The organism is Rhodanobacter spathiphylli B39, from assembly GCF_000264295.1.
Lineage (GTDB): Bacteria > Pseudomonadota > Gammaproteobacteria > Xanthomonadales > Rhodanobacteraceae > Rhodanobacter > Rhodanobacter spathiphylli.
This window is the reverse complement of record NZ_AJXT01000042.1, coordinates 36,642-55,268: the sequence shown is the minus strand read 5'-3', so window position 1 is coordinate 55,268 and position 18,627 is coordinate 36,642. Positions and strand designations below refer to the sequence as shown.

The 18,627-nt window shown below is 67.0% G+C and carries 16 protein-coding genes and 4 tRNA genes; 12 read left to right on the top strand and 8 right to left on the bottom strand.

Features of this window, described 5'->3' with window-relative positions:
* Positions 1 to 50 precede the first annotated feature (50 nt).
* Entirely contained in the window at positions 51 to 2,321 is a 2,271-nt protein-coding gene (gene clpA / locus UU7_RS12860; protein WP_007808957.1) for an ATP-dependent Clp protease ATP-binding subunit ClpA, read from the top strand.
* A 113-nt stretch (positions 2,322 to 2,434) separates the two neighbouring features.
* Here the strand turns inward: clpA and infA are convergent, their stop codons facing one another.
* A complete protein-coding gene (gene infA, locus UU7_RS12855; RefSeq protein ID WP_007508585.1) occupies positions 2,435 to 2,653 on the bottom strand; it encodes a translation initiation factor IF-1 in 219 nt (72 codons plus the stop codon).
* A 108-nt stretch (positions 2,654 to 2,761) separates the two neighbouring features.
* Positions 2,762 to 3,037: a polyhydroxyalkanoic acid system family protein gene (locus UU7_RS12850; protein ID WP_007808954.1), complete on the bottom strand. Its 276-nt coding sequence runs from the start codon at positions 3,035 to 3,037 to the stop codon at positions 2,762 to 2,764.
* Positions 3,038 to 3,127: 90 nt separating this feature from the next.
* Between UU7_RS12850 and UU7_RS12845 the strand changes: the two genes are divergently transcribed.
* The 10 genes from UU7_RS12845 to UU7_RS12800 all read left to right on the top strand — a co-directional run bounded on the left by UU7_RS12845 (position 3,128) and on the right by UU7_RS12800 (position 11,464).
* A complete protein-coding gene (locus tag UU7_RS12845) occupies positions 3,128 to 3,895 on the top strand; it encodes an FHA domain-containing protein (RefSeq protein WP_007808952.1) in 768 nt (255 codons plus the stop codon).
* An 84-nt stretch (positions 3,896 to 3,979) separates the two neighbouring features.
* A complete protein-coding gene (serC, locus tag UU7_RS12840) occupies positions 3,980 to 5,068 on the top strand; it encodes a 3-phosphoserine/phosphohydroxythreonine transaminase (protein WP_007808950.1) in 1,089 nt (362 codons plus the stop codon).
* 93 nt (positions 5,069 to 5,161) lie between these two features.
* Entirely contained in the window at positions 5,162 to 6,250 is a 1,089-nt protein-coding gene (gene pheA / locus UU7_RS12835; protein ID WP_007808947.1) for a prephenate dehydratase, read from the top strand.
* Complete coding sequence (gene aroA / locus UU7_RS12830) at positions 6,247 to 7,557, top strand: 3-phosphoshikimate 1-carboxyvinyltransferase (RefSeq protein ID WP_040673426.1); 1,311 nt, start codon at positions 6,247 to 6,249, stop codon at positions 7,555 to 7,557. Before pheA ends, aroA begins: the two co-directional genes overlap by 4 nt.
* Positions 7,558 to 7,614: 57 nt before the next feature.
* Positions 7,615 to 8,394, top strand: coding sequence for a 3-deoxy-manno-octulosonate cytidylyltransferase (gene kdsB, locus UU7_RS12825; protein WP_007808943.1), 780 nt, complete (start codon positions 7,615 to 7,617; stop codon positions 8,392 to 8,394).
* A 37-nt stretch (positions 8,395 to 8,431) separates the two neighbouring features.
* Positions 8,432 to 10,273: an excinuclease ABC subunit UvrC gene (uvrC, locus tag UU7_RS12820; RefSeq protein WP_007808942.1), complete on the top strand. Its 1,842-nt coding sequence runs from the start codon at positions 8,432 to 8,434 to the stop codon at positions 10,271 to 10,273.
* Between the two features lie 72 nt (positions 10,274 to 10,345).
* Positions 10,346 to 10,957, top strand: coding sequence for a CDP-diacylglycerol--glycerol-3-phosphate 3-phosphatidyltransferase (gene pgsA / locus UU7_RS12815; protein ID WP_007808940.1), 612 nt, complete (start codon positions 10,346 to 10,348; stop codon positions 10,955 to 10,957).
* A 72-nt stretch (positions 10,958 to 11,029) separates the two neighbouring features.
* Positions 11,030 to 11,105: transfer RNA gene (locus tag UU7_RS12810), tRNA-Gly, on the top strand.
* A gap of 126 nt (positions 11,106 to 11,231) precedes the next feature.
* Positions 11,232 to 11,307, top strand: a tRNA-Gly gene (locus tag UU7_RS12805).
* Between the two features lie 83 nt (positions 11,308 to 11,390).
* Positions 11,391 to 11,464 (top strand) — tRNA-Cys (locus UU7_RS12800).
* Between the two features lie 96 nt (positions 11,465 to 11,560).
* Here the strand turns inward: UU7_RS12800 and UU7_RS12795 are convergent.
* Complete coding sequence (locus UU7_RS12795; RefSeq protein WP_238530950.1) at positions 11,561 to 13,735, bottom strand: putative bifunctional diguanylate cyclase/phosphodiesterase; 2,175 nt, start codon at positions 13,733 to 13,735, stop codon at positions 11,561 to 11,563.
* A gap of 180 nt (positions 13,736 to 13,915) precedes the next feature.
* On the opposite strand from UU7_RS12795, the gene UU7_RS12790 reads away from it, so the two are divergent.
* Positions 13,916 to 14,302 (top strand): HU family DNA-binding protein, encoded by a 387-nt coding sequence (locus UU7_RS12790; RefSeq protein WP_007808937.1) that lies wholly within the window; start codon positions 13,916 to 13,918, stop codon positions 14,300 to 14,302.
* A 108-nt stretch (positions 14,303 to 14,410) separates the two neighbouring features.
* Here UU7_RS12790 and UU7_RS12785 read toward each other — a convergent pair.
* From UU7_RS12785 to UU7_RS12765, 5 genes are all read right to left on the bottom strand, one after another.
* A tRNA-Leu gene (locus UU7_RS12785) sits at positions 14,411 to 14,497 on the bottom strand.
* 194 nt (positions 14,498 to 14,691) lie between these two features.
* Positions 14,692 to 15,927 carry a TraB/GumN family protein gene (locus UU7_RS12780; RefSeq protein ID WP_007808936.1) on the bottom strand — a complete coding sequence of 412 codons (1,236 nt, stop codon included), beginning with the start codon at positions 15,925 to 15,927 and terminating at the stop codon, positions 14,692 to 14,694.
* Between the two features lie 85 nt (positions 15,928 to 16,012).
* The gene (locus tag UU7_RS12775; RefSeq protein ID WP_007808934.1) at positions 16,013 to 16,903 is read right to left on the bottom strand and encodes a carbon-nitrogen hydrolase; all 891 of its coding nucleotides are present in this window, start codon (positions 16,901 to 16,903) and stop codon (positions 16,013 to 16,015) included.
* A gap of 59 nt (positions 16,904 to 16,962) precedes the next feature.
* A complete protein-coding gene (locus UU7_RS12770; protein ID WP_007808932.1) occupies positions 16,963 to 17,997 on the bottom strand; it encodes an agmatine deiminase family protein in 1,035 nt (344 codons plus the stop codon).
* Positions 17,998 to 18,124: 127 nt separating this feature from the next.
* Positions 18,125 to 18,484, bottom strand: a complete 360-nt coding sequence (locus UU7_RS12765) for a hypothetical protein (RefSeq protein WP_007808930.1) — start codon at positions 18,482 to 18,484, stop codon at positions 18,125 to 18,127.
* Positions 18,485 to 18,627: the final 143 nt, after the last annotated feature.

Below are 18,627 nucleotides of genomic sequence, written 5' to 3'. Positions count from 1 at the left end.
CTCATTGCGGCGTTGAAGGCCGCTCCCACTGCAAAGCGGAGACGATCCGAATGTTCAGCAAGGATCTGGAAGTCACCATCGGCCATTGCTACAAGCAGGCCCGCGAACAACGCCACGAGTTCATGACAGTCGAGCACCTGTTGCTCGCTCTCACCGAAAACCAGTCCGCGCTCGGCGCCCTGCGCGCCTGCGGCGTGGACCTGCCGCGCCTGTCGGCCGACCTGGAGCGCATCATCGGCGAAACGGTGCCGGTGCTGCCGGCGGGCGACGAGCGCGACACGCAACCCACGCTGGGCTTCCAGCGCGTGCTGCAACGGGCGGTCTATCACGTGCAATCCTCCGGGCGGAAGGAGGTCACCGGCGCGAACGTGCTGGTGGCGATCTTCGGCGAAAAGGATTCGCACGCGGTGTATTTCATGCACCAGCAGGAGATCACCCGGCTCGACGTGGTCAACTACATCTCGCACGGCATCGCCAAGATCGGCGACGAGCCGGCTGCCGGCGTGGCCGGCGGCGAGCGCGAGGGCGAGGAGGGCGGCGAGCCGAAGGGCAACCCGCTGCAGGAATTCGCCAGCAACCTCAACGAGCTGGCGCTGGAAGGCAAGATCGACCCGCTGATCGGCCGCACCGACGAGATCGAGCGCACCATCCAGGTGCTGTGCCGCCGGCGCAAGAACAACCCGCTGTACGTGGGCGAGGCCGGCGTGGGCAAGACCGCGCTGGCCGAGGGCCTGGCCAAGCGCATCGTCGACGGCGAAGTGCCCGAGGTGCTGGAAGACGCCACCATCTGGTCGCTGGACCTGGGCGCGCTGGTGGCCGGCACCAAGTACCGCGGTGATTTCGAGAAACGCCTGAAGGGTGTGATCGCGCAGCTGAAGAAGCAGCCGGGCGCGATCCTGTTCATCGACGAGATCCACACCATTATCGGTGCCGGTTCGGCGTCGGGCGGCACCATGGATGCGTCGAACCTGATCAAGCCAATGCTGGCTTCGGGCGAACTGCGCTGCATCGGTTCGACCACGTTCCAGGAATACCGCGGCGTGTTCGAGAAGGATCGCGCGCTGGCCCGCCGCTTCCAGAAGATCGACGTGGTCGAGCCCACCGTGGCCGACAGCATCGAGATCCTCAAGGGCCTGCGCTCGCGCTTCGAGGAACATCACCACGTGGCCTATACCAACGAGGCGCTGAAGGCCGCGGTGGACCTGTCGGTCAAGCACATTCCCGACCGGCTGCTGCCGGACAAGGCGATCGACGTGATCGACGAGGCCGGCGCGCGCCAGCGGCTGCTCCCGGAGGAACAGCGCACCGGCACGGTGGACGTCAGCGAGGTCGAGTACATCGTGGCCAAGATGGCGCGCATTCCGGCCAAGCAGGTGTCCGCCTCCGACCGCGACGTGCTGCGCAACCTCGAGCGCAACCTGAAGATGGTCGTGTTCGGCCAGGACCAGGCGATCGAGGCACTGTCCGCATCGATCAAGATGGCTCGTTCGGGGCTGGCCGACCCGTCCAAGCCGATCGGCTGCTTCCTGCTGGCCGGTCCCACCGGGGTGGGCAAGACCGAGGTGACCAGGCAACTGGCGATGCAGTTGGGCATCGAGATGATCCGCTTCGACATGTCCGAATACATGGAAGGCCATTCGGTGTCGCGCTTGGTGGGCGCGCCTCCGGGCTACGTCGGTTTCGACCAGGGCGGCCTGCTGACCGAGGCGGTGACCAAGCATCCGCACGCGGTGCTGCTGCTGGACGAGATCGAGAAGGCGCATCCGGACGTGTTCAACATCCTGTTGCAGGTGATGGACCGCGGCGTGCTGACCGACACCAACGGACGCGAGGCGAACTTCAAGAACGTGGTGGTGGTGATGACCACCAACGCCGGCGCGGCGATCGCGGCACGGCGCAGCATGGGCTTCGTCGAGCAGAAGCACGAATCGGACGCGATGGAAGTGATCCGCCGCATCTTCACCCCGGAGTTCCGCAACCGGCTGGACGCGATCATCCAGTTCGGCGCGCTGGATTTCGAGCACATCCTGCGCGTGGTGGACAAGTTCCTGATCGAACTGGAAACCCAGCTGACCGAGAAGCGGGTGAGCCTGGACGTGGACGCCGACGCCCGCCGCTGGCTGGCCGAGCACGGTTTCGATCCGCAGATGGGCGCACGCCCGATGGCGCGGGTGATCCAGGAGAAGGTGAAGCGTGCGCTGGCCGACGAGCTGCTGTTCGGCAAGCTGGCCGAAGGCGGCGTGGTGCGGCTGAGCGTGGCCGACGGCGAGCTGAAGGTCGATTGCCAGGCGGCCGAGCAGGTGCCGGTGGTGGTCGAGTAAACCGGGCTGCAAGCCCGGATGCAAGGCAAAGCAAAGGCGGCGCATTGCGCCGCCTTTGTCATGCATGGCACCTCATCACGTGTCCGCTGCAGCGAGGCGGCGGCACCATCGCCTTACTTCATGCGGTAGGTGATGCGTCCCTTGCTCAGGTCGTACGGGGTCATCTCGATCTTGACCTTGTCGCCCGTGAGAATGCGGATGTAGTGCTTGCGCATGCGACCGGAGATGTGGGCGATGATGACGTGCCCATTCTCGAGTTGTACGCGAAACATGGTGTTGGGCAGGGTCTCCTGGACCGTGCCTTCCATTTCGATGACGTCGTCTTTGGCCATGTGTTCCGGGGTTCACGCGCAGCCGTCATGGCCGCGTAAGCCGACGATTATGCCACGAAAGGGCGCCTGGTTAAAGAATCATCAAGCAGGAAGCGGCGCCGGGGCGGCTCAGCCGAAATGCTCGTCCAGCTTGCGCCGGATTTCCTGCTCGACCATGCCCTTGAGCGGAGCCAGCATCAGGCCCAGCTCCGCCTTGACCTGGATCGCATCGCTGGCTACCGCGATGGAGCCGCTGACGCCGGAGCGCGAGAACAGCAGGGTGTCGTCCTGCCAGCGCCCTTCCATGCCGAACTTCTCGTGCATGCGCGCGGCCACCTGTTCGACCACGGAACGGGCTTCGGCGATCGAGAGCTGGTGGGGACGGCGGATGTCGATCTTGGGCATGGGGATTCCGGGATGGGGTGGCGTCGGCAGGCGCATCTTAAGGCACGGGGTCACATGATAGAGTTTCGCGGTCCTTTGACCGGTTCATCCATGCGTATCGAATTTCCCAATGCGGCCCGTGAAGACTTTCACTGGACGCAGGCGCTGTTGCGGATCGGCAGCGCTGCCCACAACGACCTCGTGCTGGCCTCCGGCCAGGCAGCGCCCGAACATCTGCGGATTCATCAGGATCGCCGCGGCTGGGTGCTGCAGGTACTGCCGTCGGCGGATCGCATCCATGTCAACGCGCGTCCGGTGCGCGAGCAGGCCCTGTTGCGCGCCGGCGACGTGATCAGCGTCGGCGATTGCCGCATGCTGCTGCGTTCCGACGAGGACCCGACCGGGCGACCCTCGCCACAGGTTTCCGGGCAAGGTCGCTGCACGGTGGCTCTGCGCGCCGTCGCGGGGCCGCTGTCGGGCCGGGTGTTGTCGCTGGAAGACGGGCTGGAGCTCGGCTCGCCAGGCCATTGCCCGCTGGAGTTGCCGCAAGGTGACGTGGTGGTGCTGCGGATTTTCTGGGAACGCGGCCAGTTGTGGCTGGAAACCCTGCGTGCCTGCGAGCGCCATCCACTGCGGGTCAATGGCACGGCCGTGCAGAAACTGGCCCTGCTGCCCGGCGATCAGATCGGCGTGGCGATGCACCGCTTCGTGATCGACGGGCCGGGCATGCAGCCGGAACCGGAGATCGTGATGGCCGGGCCATGGCCGCAGCCGCTGCCGGAGGAGTCGGCGGGTCCGACCAGCGAGGTCTGGTGGCTGATCGTCACTGCCGCCGTGCTGGCTCTCGGCATCGCCCTGGTCCTGCTGATCCGGTTCTGAACCTGCCTGCGTGGTGGCAGTTGACCGCTCCATGCTGCGCCGCGGCATAATGCGGAACACCCCTCCGACAGGATGCAGGCGCACGTGAGCAGAGTCTGGAACTTCAGCGCCGGTCCGGCGGCCTTGCCGCCGGCGGTACTCGAACGCGCACAGCGCGAACTGCTGGACTGGAACGGCAGCGGCGCCTCGGTGATGGAGCAGTCGCACCGCGGCAAGCGCTTCATCGCCATGGCGGCCCAGGCGGAAGCCGACCTGCGCGCGCTGATGGAGGTCCCGGCCGATTACGCCGTGCTGTTCCTGCAGGGCGGCGCGACCCAGCACTTCGCGCAGATTCCGATGAACCTGGCCGGCCCGGACGACAGCGCCGACTACATCGTCAGCGGACACTGGAGCGCCAAGGCCGCCAGCGAAGCCGGTGCGTACGTGCGGGTGAATGTGGCGGCCAGCAGCGCCGCGGACGACTATCTCAAGCTGCCGCCGCGCGACAGCTGGCGGCTCGATCCGCGCGCCGCCTACGTGCATTACACGCCGAACGAGACGATCCACGGCGTCGAGTTCCATGACGTTCCCGATGTCGGCGACGCGGTGCCGCTGGTGGCCGACCTGTCCTCGAACATCCTGTCCGGACCGCTCGACGTCAGCCGCTTCGGGCTGATCTATGCCGGCGCGCAGAAGAACATCGGGCCGTCCGGCCTGGTGGTGATGATCATCCGCCGTGACCTGCTGCAGCGTGCCGGTCGGCCGATGGCGCGGATCTTCCGCTACGCCGAGCACGCCGCCGCCGACTCCATGCTCAACACGCCGAACACCTGGGGCTGGTACCTGGCCGGACTGACCTTCCAGTGGCTGCTGGAGCAGGGCGGTGTCGCCGCGATGGCCGACCTAAATCGGGCCAAGGCCGGTTTGCTGTACGGCGCGATCGACGGTTCGGACGGCTATTACCGCAACCCGGTCGATCCCGCCGCCCGTTCGCGCATGAACGTCCGCTTCGACCTGCATGACACGGCGCTGGATGCCGCGTTCCTGCAGGAGTCGGAGGCTGCCGGCCTGCTGGCGCTGAAGGGACACAAGGCGCTGGGCGGCATGCGCGCCTCGCTGTACAACGCGGTGCCGCTGGCAGCCGTCGAGGCGCTGGTCGAATTCATGGGCGATTTTGCCCGCCGGCACGGTTGAGCAGGCGCAGACGGCGTTTTTCAGGCAGGATGCAGCTTCTCCATTTGGACGTCCATCATCCGGACGTCCATTCATCCAGACAGTGATCGCATCATGACCGATTCAAAAACCCCGCTGGGCGAGATGCGCGAGCGCATCGACAGCATCGACCGGCAGATCCAGCAGCTGATCTCCGAACGCGCCAACCATGCGCGCACGGTGGCCAAGGTGAAGGGCGAAGGTCTTTCCGCGATCGACTATTACCGACCCGAGCGCGAGGCGCATGTCCTGCGCATGGTGGTGGACCGCAACGACGGACCGCTCTCCGATACCGAGATGGTGCGCCTGTTCCGCGAGATCATGTCGTCCTGCCTGGCCCAGGAAGACCCGCTGAAGATCGGCTTCCTGGGGCCGGAAGGCACCTTCAGCGAGCAGGCGGTGCGCAAGCATTTCGGTCACGCGGCCTACGGCCTGCCGCTGGGCAGCATCGAGGAAGTGTTCCAGGAGGTGGCCGCCGGGCATGCCGATTTCGGCGTGGTGCCGGTGGAGAATTCGGGGCAGGGCATGATCCAGGTGACGCTGGACATGTTCCTCACCTCCGAGGCCACGATCTGCGGCGAGGTCGAGCTGCGCGTGCACCAGTGCCTGCATTCGCTTACCGGTAAGCCGGAGGACGTCCGGCGCGTCTACGCCCATGCCCAGTCGCTGCAGCAGTGCAAGACCTGGCTGCGCCTCAACCTGCCCGAGGTGGAGTGCATCGCGGTGGGCAGCAATGCCGAGGCGGCGCGGCTGGCTCGCCATGCCGACGATGCGGCGGCGATCGCGGGCGAGACCGCGGGCAAGGTCTACGGGCTCAAGACCGTGGCGAAGGGCATCGAGGATCGCGCCGACAACACCACGCGCTTCCTGGTGATCGGCCGCTCGCTGTTCCCGCCCTCGGGCAATGACCGCACCTCGCTGCTGATCACGGTCAACGACAAGCCCGGCGCGCTGTACGACGTGCTCAGCCCGTTCGCGAAACACGGCGTCAGCCTGAACCGGATCGAGTCGCGGCCGGCGCATACCGGCAAGTGGCAGTACGCATTCTTCATCGACGTTTCAGGGCATATCGACGAAGGCTCGCTGCAGGCCGCGGTGCAGGACATCGGCGCCTCGGCGGCCACCGTGCGCGTGCTGGGCTCGTATCCGGTGGCGCTGCCTTGAGCGGCCGGCTCGACTGGAGCAGCCGACCGGGCGGCGCGTTGCAAGGCAGCGTCACCGTGCCCGGCGACAAGTCGGTGTCCCATCGTGCGCTGATGCTGGCGGTCATCGCCGAGGGCACCTCGCATATCCGTGGCTTCCTTGAAGGCGAGGACACCCGGGCCACCGCCGCCGTGCTGGCGCAACTGGGCGTGCGCATCGAGACGCCGTCGGCCGGCGAGCGCGTGGTGCACGGCGTGGGCCTGCACGGTCTGCGCGGCACCACGCTGCCGCTGGATTGCGGCAACGCCGGCACCGGCATGCGCCTGCTCGCCGGCCTGCTGGCGGGGCAGGCGTTCGACAGCAGGCTGATCGGCGACGCGTCCCTGTCGAAGCGACCGATGCGCCGGGTGACCGATCCACTGGCCCGGATGGGTGCGCGGATCGATTCCCGCGATGGCCTGCCGCCGCTGGACGTGCATGGTGGGCAGCCGCTGCGCGGCATCCGCTACGAGCTGCCGGTGGCCAGCGCCCAGGTGAAGTCGGCCCTGCTGCTGGCCGGGCTGTACGCCACGGGCGAAACCGAGATCATCGAGCCGCACCCGACCCGCGACTACACCGAACGCATGCTGGCCGCGTTCGGCTGGCCGATCGTGTTTGCGCCGGGCCACGCGAAACTCGAAGGCGGACACCTGCTGCGCGCCCGGGATGTCGACGTGCCGGCGGACTTTTCCTCGGCCGCGTTCTTCCTGGTCGCTGCCAGCATCGTGCCCGGGTCGGCGTTGCGCCTGCCCGGCGTGGGGCTCAACCCGCGTCGCACCGGCCTGCTGCAGGCGTTGCGGCTGATGGGGGCGGACATCACCGTCGAACACGAGCGCGAAGCTGGCGGCGAGCCCGTCGGCGACCTGGTGGTGCGCCACGCCGCGCTGCACGGGGTCGAGCTGCCGGAGTCGATCGTGCCGGACATGATCGACGAGTTCCCCGCCCTGTTCATCGCGGCGGCGGTGGCCTCCGGTCGTACCGTGATCCGGGGCGCCGCCGAGCTGCGGGTGAAGGAATCCGATCGCATCGCGACCATGGCCGCAGGCCTGCGTGCGCTCGGCGCGCGCATCGAGGAAACGCCCGATGGCGCGATCATCCACGGCGGCCGGCTGGCCGGTGGCGCGGTGGACAGCCATCTCGACCACCGCATCGCGATGAGCTTCGCGGTGGCCGGGCTGGTTGCCGACGCAGCGGTGCGGATCAACGATTGCAGCCATGTCGCCACTTCGTTCCCGGGCTTCGTGACGCTGTCCAACGGTTGCGGTTTCGACCTGCGCGATGCGGACTGAGCCGTCGCGCAGGCTGTATCTTGATGGCACTGGTCCGGGTTGCTGAAGGTTTTGTCCATGTCGAACGTCGTCCCTCCCTTCATCGTGGCGATCCCCGCCCGTTACGGCTCGACCCGCCTGCCGGGCAAGCCGCTGCGCGAGATCGACGGCACTCCGATGGTGGTGCGGGTGGCGCAACGCGCCTTGCAGGCCGGCGCCGCCCAGGTCGTGGTGGCGGTGGACGATGTGCGGATCGCTGATGCGCTGGCCGGGCAGGCCGGCATCGATATCTGCATGACCCGCGCGGACCACGCCTCGGGCAGTGACCGGCTGGCCGAATGCGCGCTGCATTACGGCTGGAGCGCGGACAGCATCGTGGTGAACCTGCAGGGTGACGAGCCGTTCGCGCCGGCTGCCGGCATTCGCGCGGTGGCGCAGGCGCTGGCCGGCGACGACGCGCCGATGGCCACGCTGGCCACGCCGATCATCGATGCCGAGGAACTGTTCGATCCGAACGTGGTGAAGCTGGTTCGTGCGGCGAACGGACACGCGCTGTACTTCAGTCGTGCGCCGATGCCGTGGGCCCGCGATGCGTTCGCCGGTGATCGACACAGCTTGCCGTCGGGCCTGCCGTTTCTGCGGCACATCGGCATCTACGCCTATCGCGCCGGTTTCCTGGACCGCTACACGCGCCTGTCGCGTACGCCGCTGGAACAGGCCGAATCGCTGGAACAATTGCGCGTGCTGGAACACGGCCACGCGATCGCGGTGCGGCTGACCCCCGAACCATTCCCGCCCGGCATCGATACCCAGGCCGACCTGGAGCGCGCCGAGCAGTGGTTGCGCACGCAGCACTGAGCCCCATATCGATCGGGCCGCCCGTTAGAATCGTCCCATGCAGCCCGCGCAACCGCCCCCCTTCGACGGCAAGGCCTTCGTCCGTACGCTCACTTCCGCCCCCGGCGTCTATCGCCACTTCGATGCAGCGGGCGAGCTGCTTTACGTGGGCAAGGCCGGCAACCTCAGGAAACGCGTCAGCAGCTACTTCCTGAAACCACGGATGGAGCCGCGCATCGCGGCGATGGTGGCGCAGATCGCCCGCGTCGAGATCACCGTGACGCGCACCGAAGGCGAGGCGCTGCTGCTGGAATCGCAGCTGATCAAGTCGCTGAAGCCGCGTTACAACATCCTGCTGCGCGACGACAAGAGCTATCCGTACATCTACCTGTCCAGCGGCGAGGACTACCCGCGGCTGGCCTTCCATCGTGGTGCGAAAAACCTGCCGGGACGCTACTTCGGGCCGTATCCCAGCACTTACGCGGTGCGCGAGAGCCTCAGCCTGATGCAGAAGCTGTTCAAGGTGCGCCAGTGCGAGGACAGCTATTTCCGCAACCGCACGCGCCCCTGCCTGCAGTACCAGATCGGCCGCTGCAGCGCGCCCTGCGTGGGGCTGATCAGCGTGGAGGACTACCGCAACGACGTGCGCCACGCCGAGATGTTCCTGGAGGGGCGCAGCAACGCGGTGATCGACGAACTGGCCGAAGCGATGGAGCAGGCCAGCAAGGCCCTGCAGTTCGAGCGCGCGGCGAAGCTGCGCGACCAGGTGGCCGCGCTGCGCCAGTTGCAGGCGCAGCACCATGTGCAGGGCGCCAGTGCCGACATGGACGTGATTGCCTGCCGCATCGAGGCGGGCATGGCCTGCGTCAGCGTGCTGTTCTTCCGCAACGGCATCAGTCTGGGCACGCGCGAATTCTTCCCGCGACTGCCGCTGGATGCCGAGCCGGCCGACGTGCTGACGCAGTTCATCGCGCAGTACTACCTCGACCGCCCGGTGCCGCGGGAACTGATCCTCGGCGAGGCGCTGGCGGATCGCGCGATCCTGGCCGAATTGCTGAGCCAGCACGCCGGTCGTGCGGTGGAACTGAAGTCCAGCGTGCGGGGCGACCGCGCGCAGTTCCTGCAGATGGCCGAGCGCAATGCGCAGGCTTCGCTGACCGCGCGCCTGGCCAGCCGGCAGACCCTGGGCACGCGCTTCGACGACCTGCAGAAGCTGCTCGGGCTGGCGGCGCCGCCACGCCGCATCGAATGTTTCGACATCAGCCACACGATGGGCGAACTCACCGTCGCCTCGTGCGTGGTGTTCGGCCCCGAAGGTCCGGAGAAATCACATTACCGCCGTTTCAACATCGCCGGCATCACGCCCGGCGACGACTACGCGGCGATGCATCAGGCATTGACCCGGCGCTTCCGCAAGGTGGCCGACGGCGAGGGCGCAAGCCCCGACGTGTTGCTGATCGACGGCGGAGGCGGGCAGGTGGCGCAGGCGCTGGACGTGCTGAAGGAGCTCGGCGTCACCGGCATCGAGGTGGTCGGCGTGGCCAAGGGGCCGGGCCGGCGCGCCGGCGAGGAAACCCTGGTGCTGGCACGGATCGAGGCGGGAAGTCCGGGACGCGAGCTGCACCCGGGCTCCTCGTCGCCCGCGCTGCACCTGGTCGCCGCGGTGCGCGACGAAGCTCACCGCTTCGCCATCAGCGGCCACCGCAAGCGCCGCGAGAAGGCCCGCGAGCGCAGCGTGCTCGAAGACGTGCCGGGCGTGGGCGCACGCCGCCGCTCGGCGCTGCTGAAGGCGTTCGGCGGCATGCAGGGGGTCGAGGGTGCGGGCGTCGAGGAGCTGATGCAGGTGAAGGGCATCGACCGCGGCCTGGCCGAGCGGATCTACGCCAGCCTGCATGGCTGAACGTCGGCGAACCTTTTCACTCGGCAGTAGCGCACCGGCGTGCGAAACTGGCGCAAATCACCGGAAAGAATCATGCGCATCAACCTGCCGACCTGGCTGACCCTGTTCCGTGTTGCCTTGCTGCCGGTGATGGTGGCGGTGTTCTACCTGCCGTTCCCCGGGCACAACATCACCGCGGCGATCGTGTTCGTGCTGGCCGCGATCACCGACTGGCTGGACGGCTACCTGGCCAGGCGCATGAAGCTCACCTCGGCCTTCGGCGCGTTCCTCGACCCGGTGGCCGACAAGCTGATGGTGGCGGTGACCCTGTTCCTGCTGGTGGAAGCACACCGCGGCGGCTGGCCGGGCATCGTGATGGCGGTGACGGCAGCGGTGATCGTGGGGCGCGAAATCAGCGTTTCGGCGCTGCGCGAATGGATGGCCGGCATCGGCATGCGCGCCACGGTGAAGGTCGCCTTCATCGGCAAGTTGAAAACGGTGATGCAGATGGTCGCGCTGGTGGTGCTGATCGTGCAGCACGAGAAGGCCGCCGAGGCGTTGCGGCTCTATCACATCGGCGAAGCGCTGCTGGTGATTGCCGGCGTGCTGACGATCTGGTCCGGACTGACCTATCTGCGCGCCGCGTGGCCGCTGCTCAGCAGCGACATGCAGGAGCCGTCGCCGGTCGACAAGGCCGGGTCCTGAGCAGGCGGTTCGCGTTGTTGCAAATCCGGGCTTGACGATCCGCCATCACGTATTAGAATGCGCGGCTCCAATGCGGGAATAGCTCAGTTGGTAGAGCACGACCTTGCCAAGGTCGGGGTCGCGAGTTCGAGTCTCGTTTCCCGCTCCAGTTCGAAGACGAGGCCCCGACGTGTTCGGGGCCTCGTCGTTTTCGGGCCGGATGAAATCCCTTGCCGAATTTGCCCTCAAGGCTATTCACAAGCGAGTTCATTCTGGTATGATTCACGGCTCCGATGCGGGAATAGCTCAGTTGGTAGAGCACGACCTTGCCAAGGTCGGGGTCGCGAGTTCGAGTCTCGTTTCCCGCTCCAGTTTCAACGCAGAACCTCGGCTTTCCGGGGTTTTGTTTTTTCAGGACAACTGCGATCATTCCGGTCGCGTTTATCGAAGCAATGGCCTGGTGGCAGAGTGGTCATGCAGCGGACTGCAAATCCGCGTACGCCGGTTCGATTCCGACCTAGGCCTCCATTGCCCGATTGGCTGCCATGCAGCCCTGAAACCCGCCGCCGGCGGGTTTTTTGTTGGCCACGCCGCTGGTCCTGCGCGCTCGCGTTGCAGCCGGAGTCAGGCGCCGACGGCGGCGTCGACAGCAAGGGCGGACGCGCGTTGGCCGACCCACTGCCGGAAGTCGTCCGCGGCCAGTGGCCTGCAGATGAAGTAGCCCTGCATCAGGTCGCAGCCCAGTTCACGCAACACGGCTTCCTGTTCGGCCGTTTCCACGCCTTCGGCAATCGTGGCCATGCCGAGGCGACGGCCCACGTCGATGACGAAGCTGGCCAGCGGATCGGCGATGGTCGCCTGCAGCGCGCCGATGAAGGTGCGGTCGATCTTCAACTCGTCCAGGGGCAGCTGCTGCAGATAGGCGAGCGAGGAATAGCCGGTGCCGAAATCGTCGAGCGCCAGGCGGAAGCCGATCGCGGAAAGCTGCTGCAGGGTGCGCAAGGCCGCGTCGAAGTCACCGAGCAGGGCGCTCTCGGTCAGCTCCAGGGTAAGCGTGGAAGGCTCGATGCCCGCCGCGGCCACCTGCTCGGCGAGGTTCGATGCGAATTGCGGATGGGCAATCTGCCATGGGCTGATGTTGATCGAGATGCGCCCACCGAAATCGATGTCCTGCTCGCGCCACTGGCGAATGTGCCGGCAGGCGCATTCGATCACCCACGCACCAATGGCGTGGATCAGGCCGGTTTCCTCGGCGATCGGAATGAAGACGGCTGGCGAAACCTGGCCCAGTCGGGCGTGGTTCCAGCGCAGCAATGCCTCGGCGCCGACCAGCATGCCATGCATGTCCACCTGGGGCTGGAAGTACAGCGAGAAGTCCTGCTGTTCCAGTGCCGTGCGCAGGCCGCGTTCCAGCTCCAGTCGTGCATCGGCATCGCGTTGCATGTGCGGCAGGAACAGACGCGCAGCGTTGCGTCCGGTGGACTTGGCGCGATACAGGGCAATGTCCGCGCAGCGAACCACATCAGCTGCGCGCTGGCCGTGCTCGGGGAACAACGCCACGCCGATGCTGGCGCCCACGCCGAGCACGCGATTGTCGATTGCCAGCGGCGCGGCGAGGCGCTGCAGCATCCCTGCGGCGACATCCATCGCCCGGGTTGCGGCATCGTCGGCGCTGGTGCTGGCGGGCCCCAGCAGCACCACGAACTCGTCGCCACCAAGGCGGGCCACGGTGGAAGCGGCAGGCGCCACGGAGAGCAGGCTGTCGGCAATGCTCTCCAGCACGCGATCACCGACGTGATGCCCCAGCGAGTCGTTGATGGTCTTGAAGTTGTCCAGATCGATCATCAGCACGGCGCCGTGCTGGTGCGACTGCATGGCATCGGCGATCAGGTCAGCCAGGGTGTACAACGCGCGCAGCCGGTTGGGCAGCCCGGTCAACGCGTCGTGGTAGGCGGCGTGGCGCAGGTCGAGTTCGGTTTCGCGACGGATGTCCGCCTCGGCACGCAACTCACTGGCCGTGCGCTCAAGCTGCAGGGTATGCGCGTGCATCTGGCCGGCCAGGGAAACGCCCATCAGCAGCACGAAGGAAAGAAAGGCGAACGCGTCCAGCGAAGGGTAGGGCTTGCCCAGCGTGCTGACCACGATCGCGCCCCACAACAGCGCGACAAACTGGATCAGCAGGCACAGGCCCAGCAAGGCACCGCGCAGGCGCTGGCCTTCCCGGTACTGTCGCCATGCACGGTACATCGCCCACAGGAAGATGACGTAGCTGATCCAGCGAAAGGCATCGCCGCCGAACGAACGCGTGCCGTCCAGGGTGAACAGCGACTCTCCCCATGGCAGCACCAGCGGCGTGCCTTCGCGCAGCGTCGTGTCGAACGCCGTGTACGGCTGGATCAGGTTGATCACGAACATGCCCAGCGCAGCGAAACAGACGGCGGCCAAGACAGGGCGCCTCGCCGGCCTGCCGGTGTAGCAGCCGACGAAGACCATCAGCGCCGGCATCGCGAGGATCGCTGCGCCAGTCACCATGCGCAGGCCCCGAATGGCCGGCGCCAGCGAGTCGGCCGCGTTCATCAGCGCGTTGCCCAGTGCCAGGGTGGCAAGGCAGGTCGCCAGCACGGCGAACGCCAGGTGGGTGAGGTCGTGTCGCTGGCGCGCACCGATCACCAGAAACTGCACGGCAGCGCCGTAAGCCAAAGCGGCCATGGCCAGTAGTGCGGCAGTGAAATAGCCAAAGCCGGGGTGATCCACCACCGCCATCCGATTCCCCCGATCCGCCTCGGTCGGCGGATTCATGGCGCGTAGCGTACGCCATGACGGACGGAAAAAGACCTGCGCGGCCGAATGCATGCATTTTTCCTGCAGGAATCGATGATTTTCGTGCGAGACCCGTTGGCGGAACCCTTAAATTCCCCTACATTCAGCGTGCCGTGAGGCAAGGCATTCATCCATCACATCCAAGACGAGGGGAAATCCATGGCAAAGGCACAGAAAGCAGCAGCCAAGAGCAAGCCGGCACCGAAGGCGAAAGCCGCACCGGCCGCTCCGAAGCCGATCAAGGAAGCGCTGAACAAGTCCAGCCTGGTGGCGCACATCGTGGAAGCCAGTGGCGTGGTCGCCAAGGACGTCCGTGCCGTGCTCGCAGCGCTGGAAGGCGCGGTTGCCGGTTCCGTGCACAAGAAGGGCGCCGGCTCGTTCCAGCTGCCGGGCCTGCTGAAGATCACCGCGGTGAGCGTGCCGGCCAAGCCGAAGCGCAAGGGCATCAACCCGTTCACCAAGGAAGAGCAGTGGTTCGCGGCCAAGCCGGCATCGGTCAAGGTCAAGATCCGTCCGCTCAAGAAGCTGAAGGATGCCGCGGCCTGATAGCCCCGGGTTACCCAGCGTCTGTCATGAAAGTGCGGCGGCTTTGCCCGCCGCACTTTTTTTGTGCGCGTGGCAGCCGCGGAAAAGATCGGGCGTGGAGGGAGTGTGTGGTGCCCGGACCCGGGATCGAACCGGGATACCCGTGAGGGTGAGGGATTTTAAGTCCCTTGCGTCTACCAGTTTCGCCATCCGGGCGGGATGTCGCAGCGTGCTGCAGCGAGGCTGCAGGCGGCGCGCATCGTAGCATGCGCCTGGCGCAGGCCTGTCACGCGCGGCGCGTCAGAGCCTGTGCAGAAAACCACATCCCGTGGTTTTCTTCTGCGTTGCCTCAACTCGGGCAACCATGCCCTCGCCGTGGCCGGCCTGGGAGGGTGGAAACTATCCACCTCTCAGAACAGGCTCTTGAAGATGTGGATGCCGGCGCTGTACTCGCCAATGATCGTGCCCACGCTGACCAGGAAGAAGTTCAGCAGTGTGCGTGCCACGCGGTTCTTCCACCAGCCGCTCCAGTGCACGATGTCGTCGCGCAAGGTGTCGAAGTCGATCACCCGCGGTCGCCGCACCCAGGCTTCCGCTGTCGCACTGATGCCGCCGGCCGGGATGCCGGGGCGGAACGGCTTGATCGGTGCGGCGATGAAGGCGGCCACGATGCTGACCGGATGACCGCCGGCTGCCACCGCGCCCAGCGCGGCGAAGCCGCCGGTGAACAGCACCCAGTCACGCAGTGCCTGGGCGCCCAGTGCCGCGTTCTGATGGAAGGCCCAGGCGATGGCGGCGAACACCAGCAGCACCAGGCCCACCGCAAGCCATTTCGGCCAGCGCGCCTTGGGGGGCAAGGTGGCCAGCTCGGCAACCCTGGTCGCGGGATCGTCCTGCTGTTCGCGCAACAGCGTGCACATGCCCTTCAGGTGCCCTGCGCCGATCACCACCAGCACGCGACGGTTCTCGGTGCCGGACGAGCGTGCCGCTTGCTGGCGCAGGCGGGCGGCCATGAAGGCATCGCGCTCGCCGATCAGGCTGTCGTAGAGCGGCCTGGAGCCGCTGGCGAACTCGCTGAACGCACTTTCGAGCAGGTCTTCCTGCTTCAGTTTCTCGATGTCGCCCTGGGCGATTTCCTCGCGATCGAACACGCTGGCCAGCAGGCCGCCGAGCAGGCCGAAGCGCTGCCAGAAACCCACGCTGCGCCAGGCCCGCTTCAGCGTGGTGCCGACCTCGCGGTCGATCGTCCACAGCGGCAGGTTGCGTCGTTCGGCGCCGTCCATCGCCGCCTTCATTTCGGCGCCGGGCTGGATGCCGGACTGGTCGGCGAGGCGCTTCTGGAATGTCGACAGCACCAGGCTGGCGGCGACCATGCCTGCCTTGCCCTGGCGGATCACCTTGAACAGGTCCATCTGCTTGAACGCTTCGGGATCGCGCATGCTTTGCGCGCGGCTGTCGCAGAGTTCCACTGCCACCGCATCGAAGTGCTCGTGATCGAGCAGGGCCTCGACCGCCTCCATGCTGCTGCGCGACACATGGGCGGTGCCGAGCACCACGTACTCCACGCCATCGCGTTGCACCCGTTCGATCGGCTGGCCGTCGAGCGCGGCGGGCAACGTGGTGACTTCGGTTTCGGGGACACTCATGCGATCAGCGGGCCGGTCTGAAGGGAAAGTCCAAGCATGGGGACGAACGCCATGCGGAACAAGCAGGCAGTGTGTCCGCCCGGTTTCAGTCGCGGTAGCGCCTGAGCAGGTCGGCGTAGGCATCGATGCGGCGATCGCGCAGGAACGGCCAGATCCGCCGCACGTGTTCGCTGCGCGCCAGATCCACCTCGGCCAGCAGCAGTTCACGACCTTCCGTGCCGGCCTGCGCCAGGTATTCGCCCTGCGGACCGGCGACAAAGCTCGATCCCCAGAACCGGATGCCCGCGCCGTTTGCCGTCGGGTCCGCTTCGTAGCCGGTGCGGTTGCATGACAGCAGGGGCAAGCCGTTGGCCACCGCGTGACCGCGCTGCACGGTGATCCAGGCGTCGCGCTGGCGATCCTTCTCGGCCTGTTCGTCGTTCGGGTCCCAGCCGATCGCGGTGGGGTAGAGCAGCAGTTCGGCACCGGCCAGCGCCATCAGGCGCGCCGCTTCCGGATACCACTGGTCCCAGCACACCAGCACGCCGAGCCGGCCGACCGAGGTGTCGATCGGCTCGAAGCCGAGGTCGCCCGGAGTGAAGTAGAACTTCTCGTAAAAGGCGGGGTCGTCGGGGATGTGCATCTTGCGATACTTGCCGGCGATCGCCGCCGAGCGATCGAAGACGACGGCGGTGTTGTGGTACAGCCCGGTCGCCCGTTTCTCGAACAGCGAGGCGACCACCACCAGTTGCAGTTCTGCGGCCAGCTTGCCGATGCGCTCGGTGCCGGGGCCGGGAATCGTCTCGGCCTGGTCGAACACCTCGACCGACTCGTGCTGGCAGAAGTACGGCCCGTTGTGCAGTTCCTGCAGCAGCACCAGTTCGGCGCCGGCGGCCGCGGCTTCGCGCAGGCCGGCTTCGATCGCATCGAGATTGGCGTCGCGGCTGCCGCGGTCGGTTTCCTGCAGCAGGGCGACCTTCAGGGTCTTGCGGGTCATCGGGGCTATCCTCGGCGTGGCGCCAGGCGAAACAGACCCTGCAGTTTAGCCGATGCGGCTCAGGCCAGGCCGGCCGGCAACTGCATGGTGATGCAGTGCAGGCTGCCGTTCTGCCAGATCAGCGGCCGGCACGGCACCTGCACGATCTCGCGGCCCGGATGCGCCGCGCCGATGATGCGGGCGGCCTCGGCGTCGGCCGGGTCGTCGTAGGCCGGCACCAGCACGGCGCCGTTGACGATCAGGTAGTTCGCATAGGACGCGGCGAGGCGGCGTCCCTCATCGATGATCGGCCGCGGCCACGGCAGCGGGTGCAGTCGATATGGACGGCCATCGACGGTGCGCAGCGCGGCCAATTCGCCGGCCATGCGCTGCAGCTCCTCGTGGTGCGGATCGCCGGCGTCGTCGCAGGCCTGGAACACGATGCGGTCGTCCGGCGCGAAGCGGGCCAGGGTGTCGATGTGGGCGTCGGTGTCGTCGCCTTCGAGGTAGCCGTAGTCCAGCCACAGCACGCGATCGGCGTGCAGGCCGTCGCGGAGGATGGCGCTCATTTCCTCGCGCGACTGTTCCGGGTGGCGCTGCACCAGGCAGCGCCAAGTGGTGAGGATGCTGCCGCTGCCGTCGCTCTCGATGCCGCCGCCTTCCAGCGCCCAGTCGATGCGCTTGTGCGCGGCGTGGCCGAACACGCCCGCCTCGACCAGGCCGGCGACCAGGGCATCGTCCTGTTCGGCGCCGAACTTGCCGCCCCAGCCGGTGAAGCGGAAATCGGTGAGCTGGAAGCCCCGGGCACCGCCCTTCAGCGTGATCGGGCCGGAGTCGCGCAGCCAGGTGTCGTCGTAGGGCAGGGTGATGCAGCGCAACTTCGACAGGTCCACGCCGGCGCCGGCGAGCAGGCCTTCCACGTGGACGCGCAAGACCTCATCGGCGACCACGATGATCAGCGACTGGAAGCGCGTCACCGCGGCAGCCAGCGCCACGTAGGTGGTTTCCACCGAGGCCAGTCGTTCGGCCCAGTCGGTGTCCGCGTGCGGCCAGGCGATCAGGACGGCGGATTGTGGTTCCCATTCCGCGGGCAGGCGCAGGCTGTGGTCGGTCATGCGGGCGATCTCTTTGCAGGCTGGTTGCGCCGGTCTGGCGCGCGACCGCGAAGTGTACGACGCGGCGGGCACGCGCACACAAAAACGCGGCCCGCATCGCTGCGGGCCGCGCCTTCGTGAAACCGGATCAGTTGACCGCGGAGGGATTGGTGTTGTTGCCCGCCGGCGTGTTCAGCACCGAATGGATCACGTGGCTGTGTTCGAAGTACACGATGAAATTCGCGTATTCCCAGCGATTGATCTGCGGGTGCTTGGCGGTGTCGCCGCCGCGCGGGGACAGCTTGCGCTGCGGTGCGCCCCAGGTCTTCTCGACCTGGCTCATGCTGAGGCCGCGACGGGGCAGGTTCATGCCCTTTTCCTGCTGCACGCGATGAACCAGCAGGCTGTCGCCATGCTTGTGCTGCGCGGCAGCCGCCGTCTGCGGTGCGGCGAAGGCGGCGCCCGCCGCCAAGACGACGATCGGCAAAATACTGGTGAACTTGATCATTGGCTCCCCCTCTCCCTGCAAGGCTGTATGCGGCGTCGTTGTAGCAGAAGCGCCCATGCTACGCCATGCCGGACACGGGCGATTGCGATGGGTTCGGCATTCGGCCAGGCCCGGCGAGTGGTCGAGAATAGCCTGATCGCCGC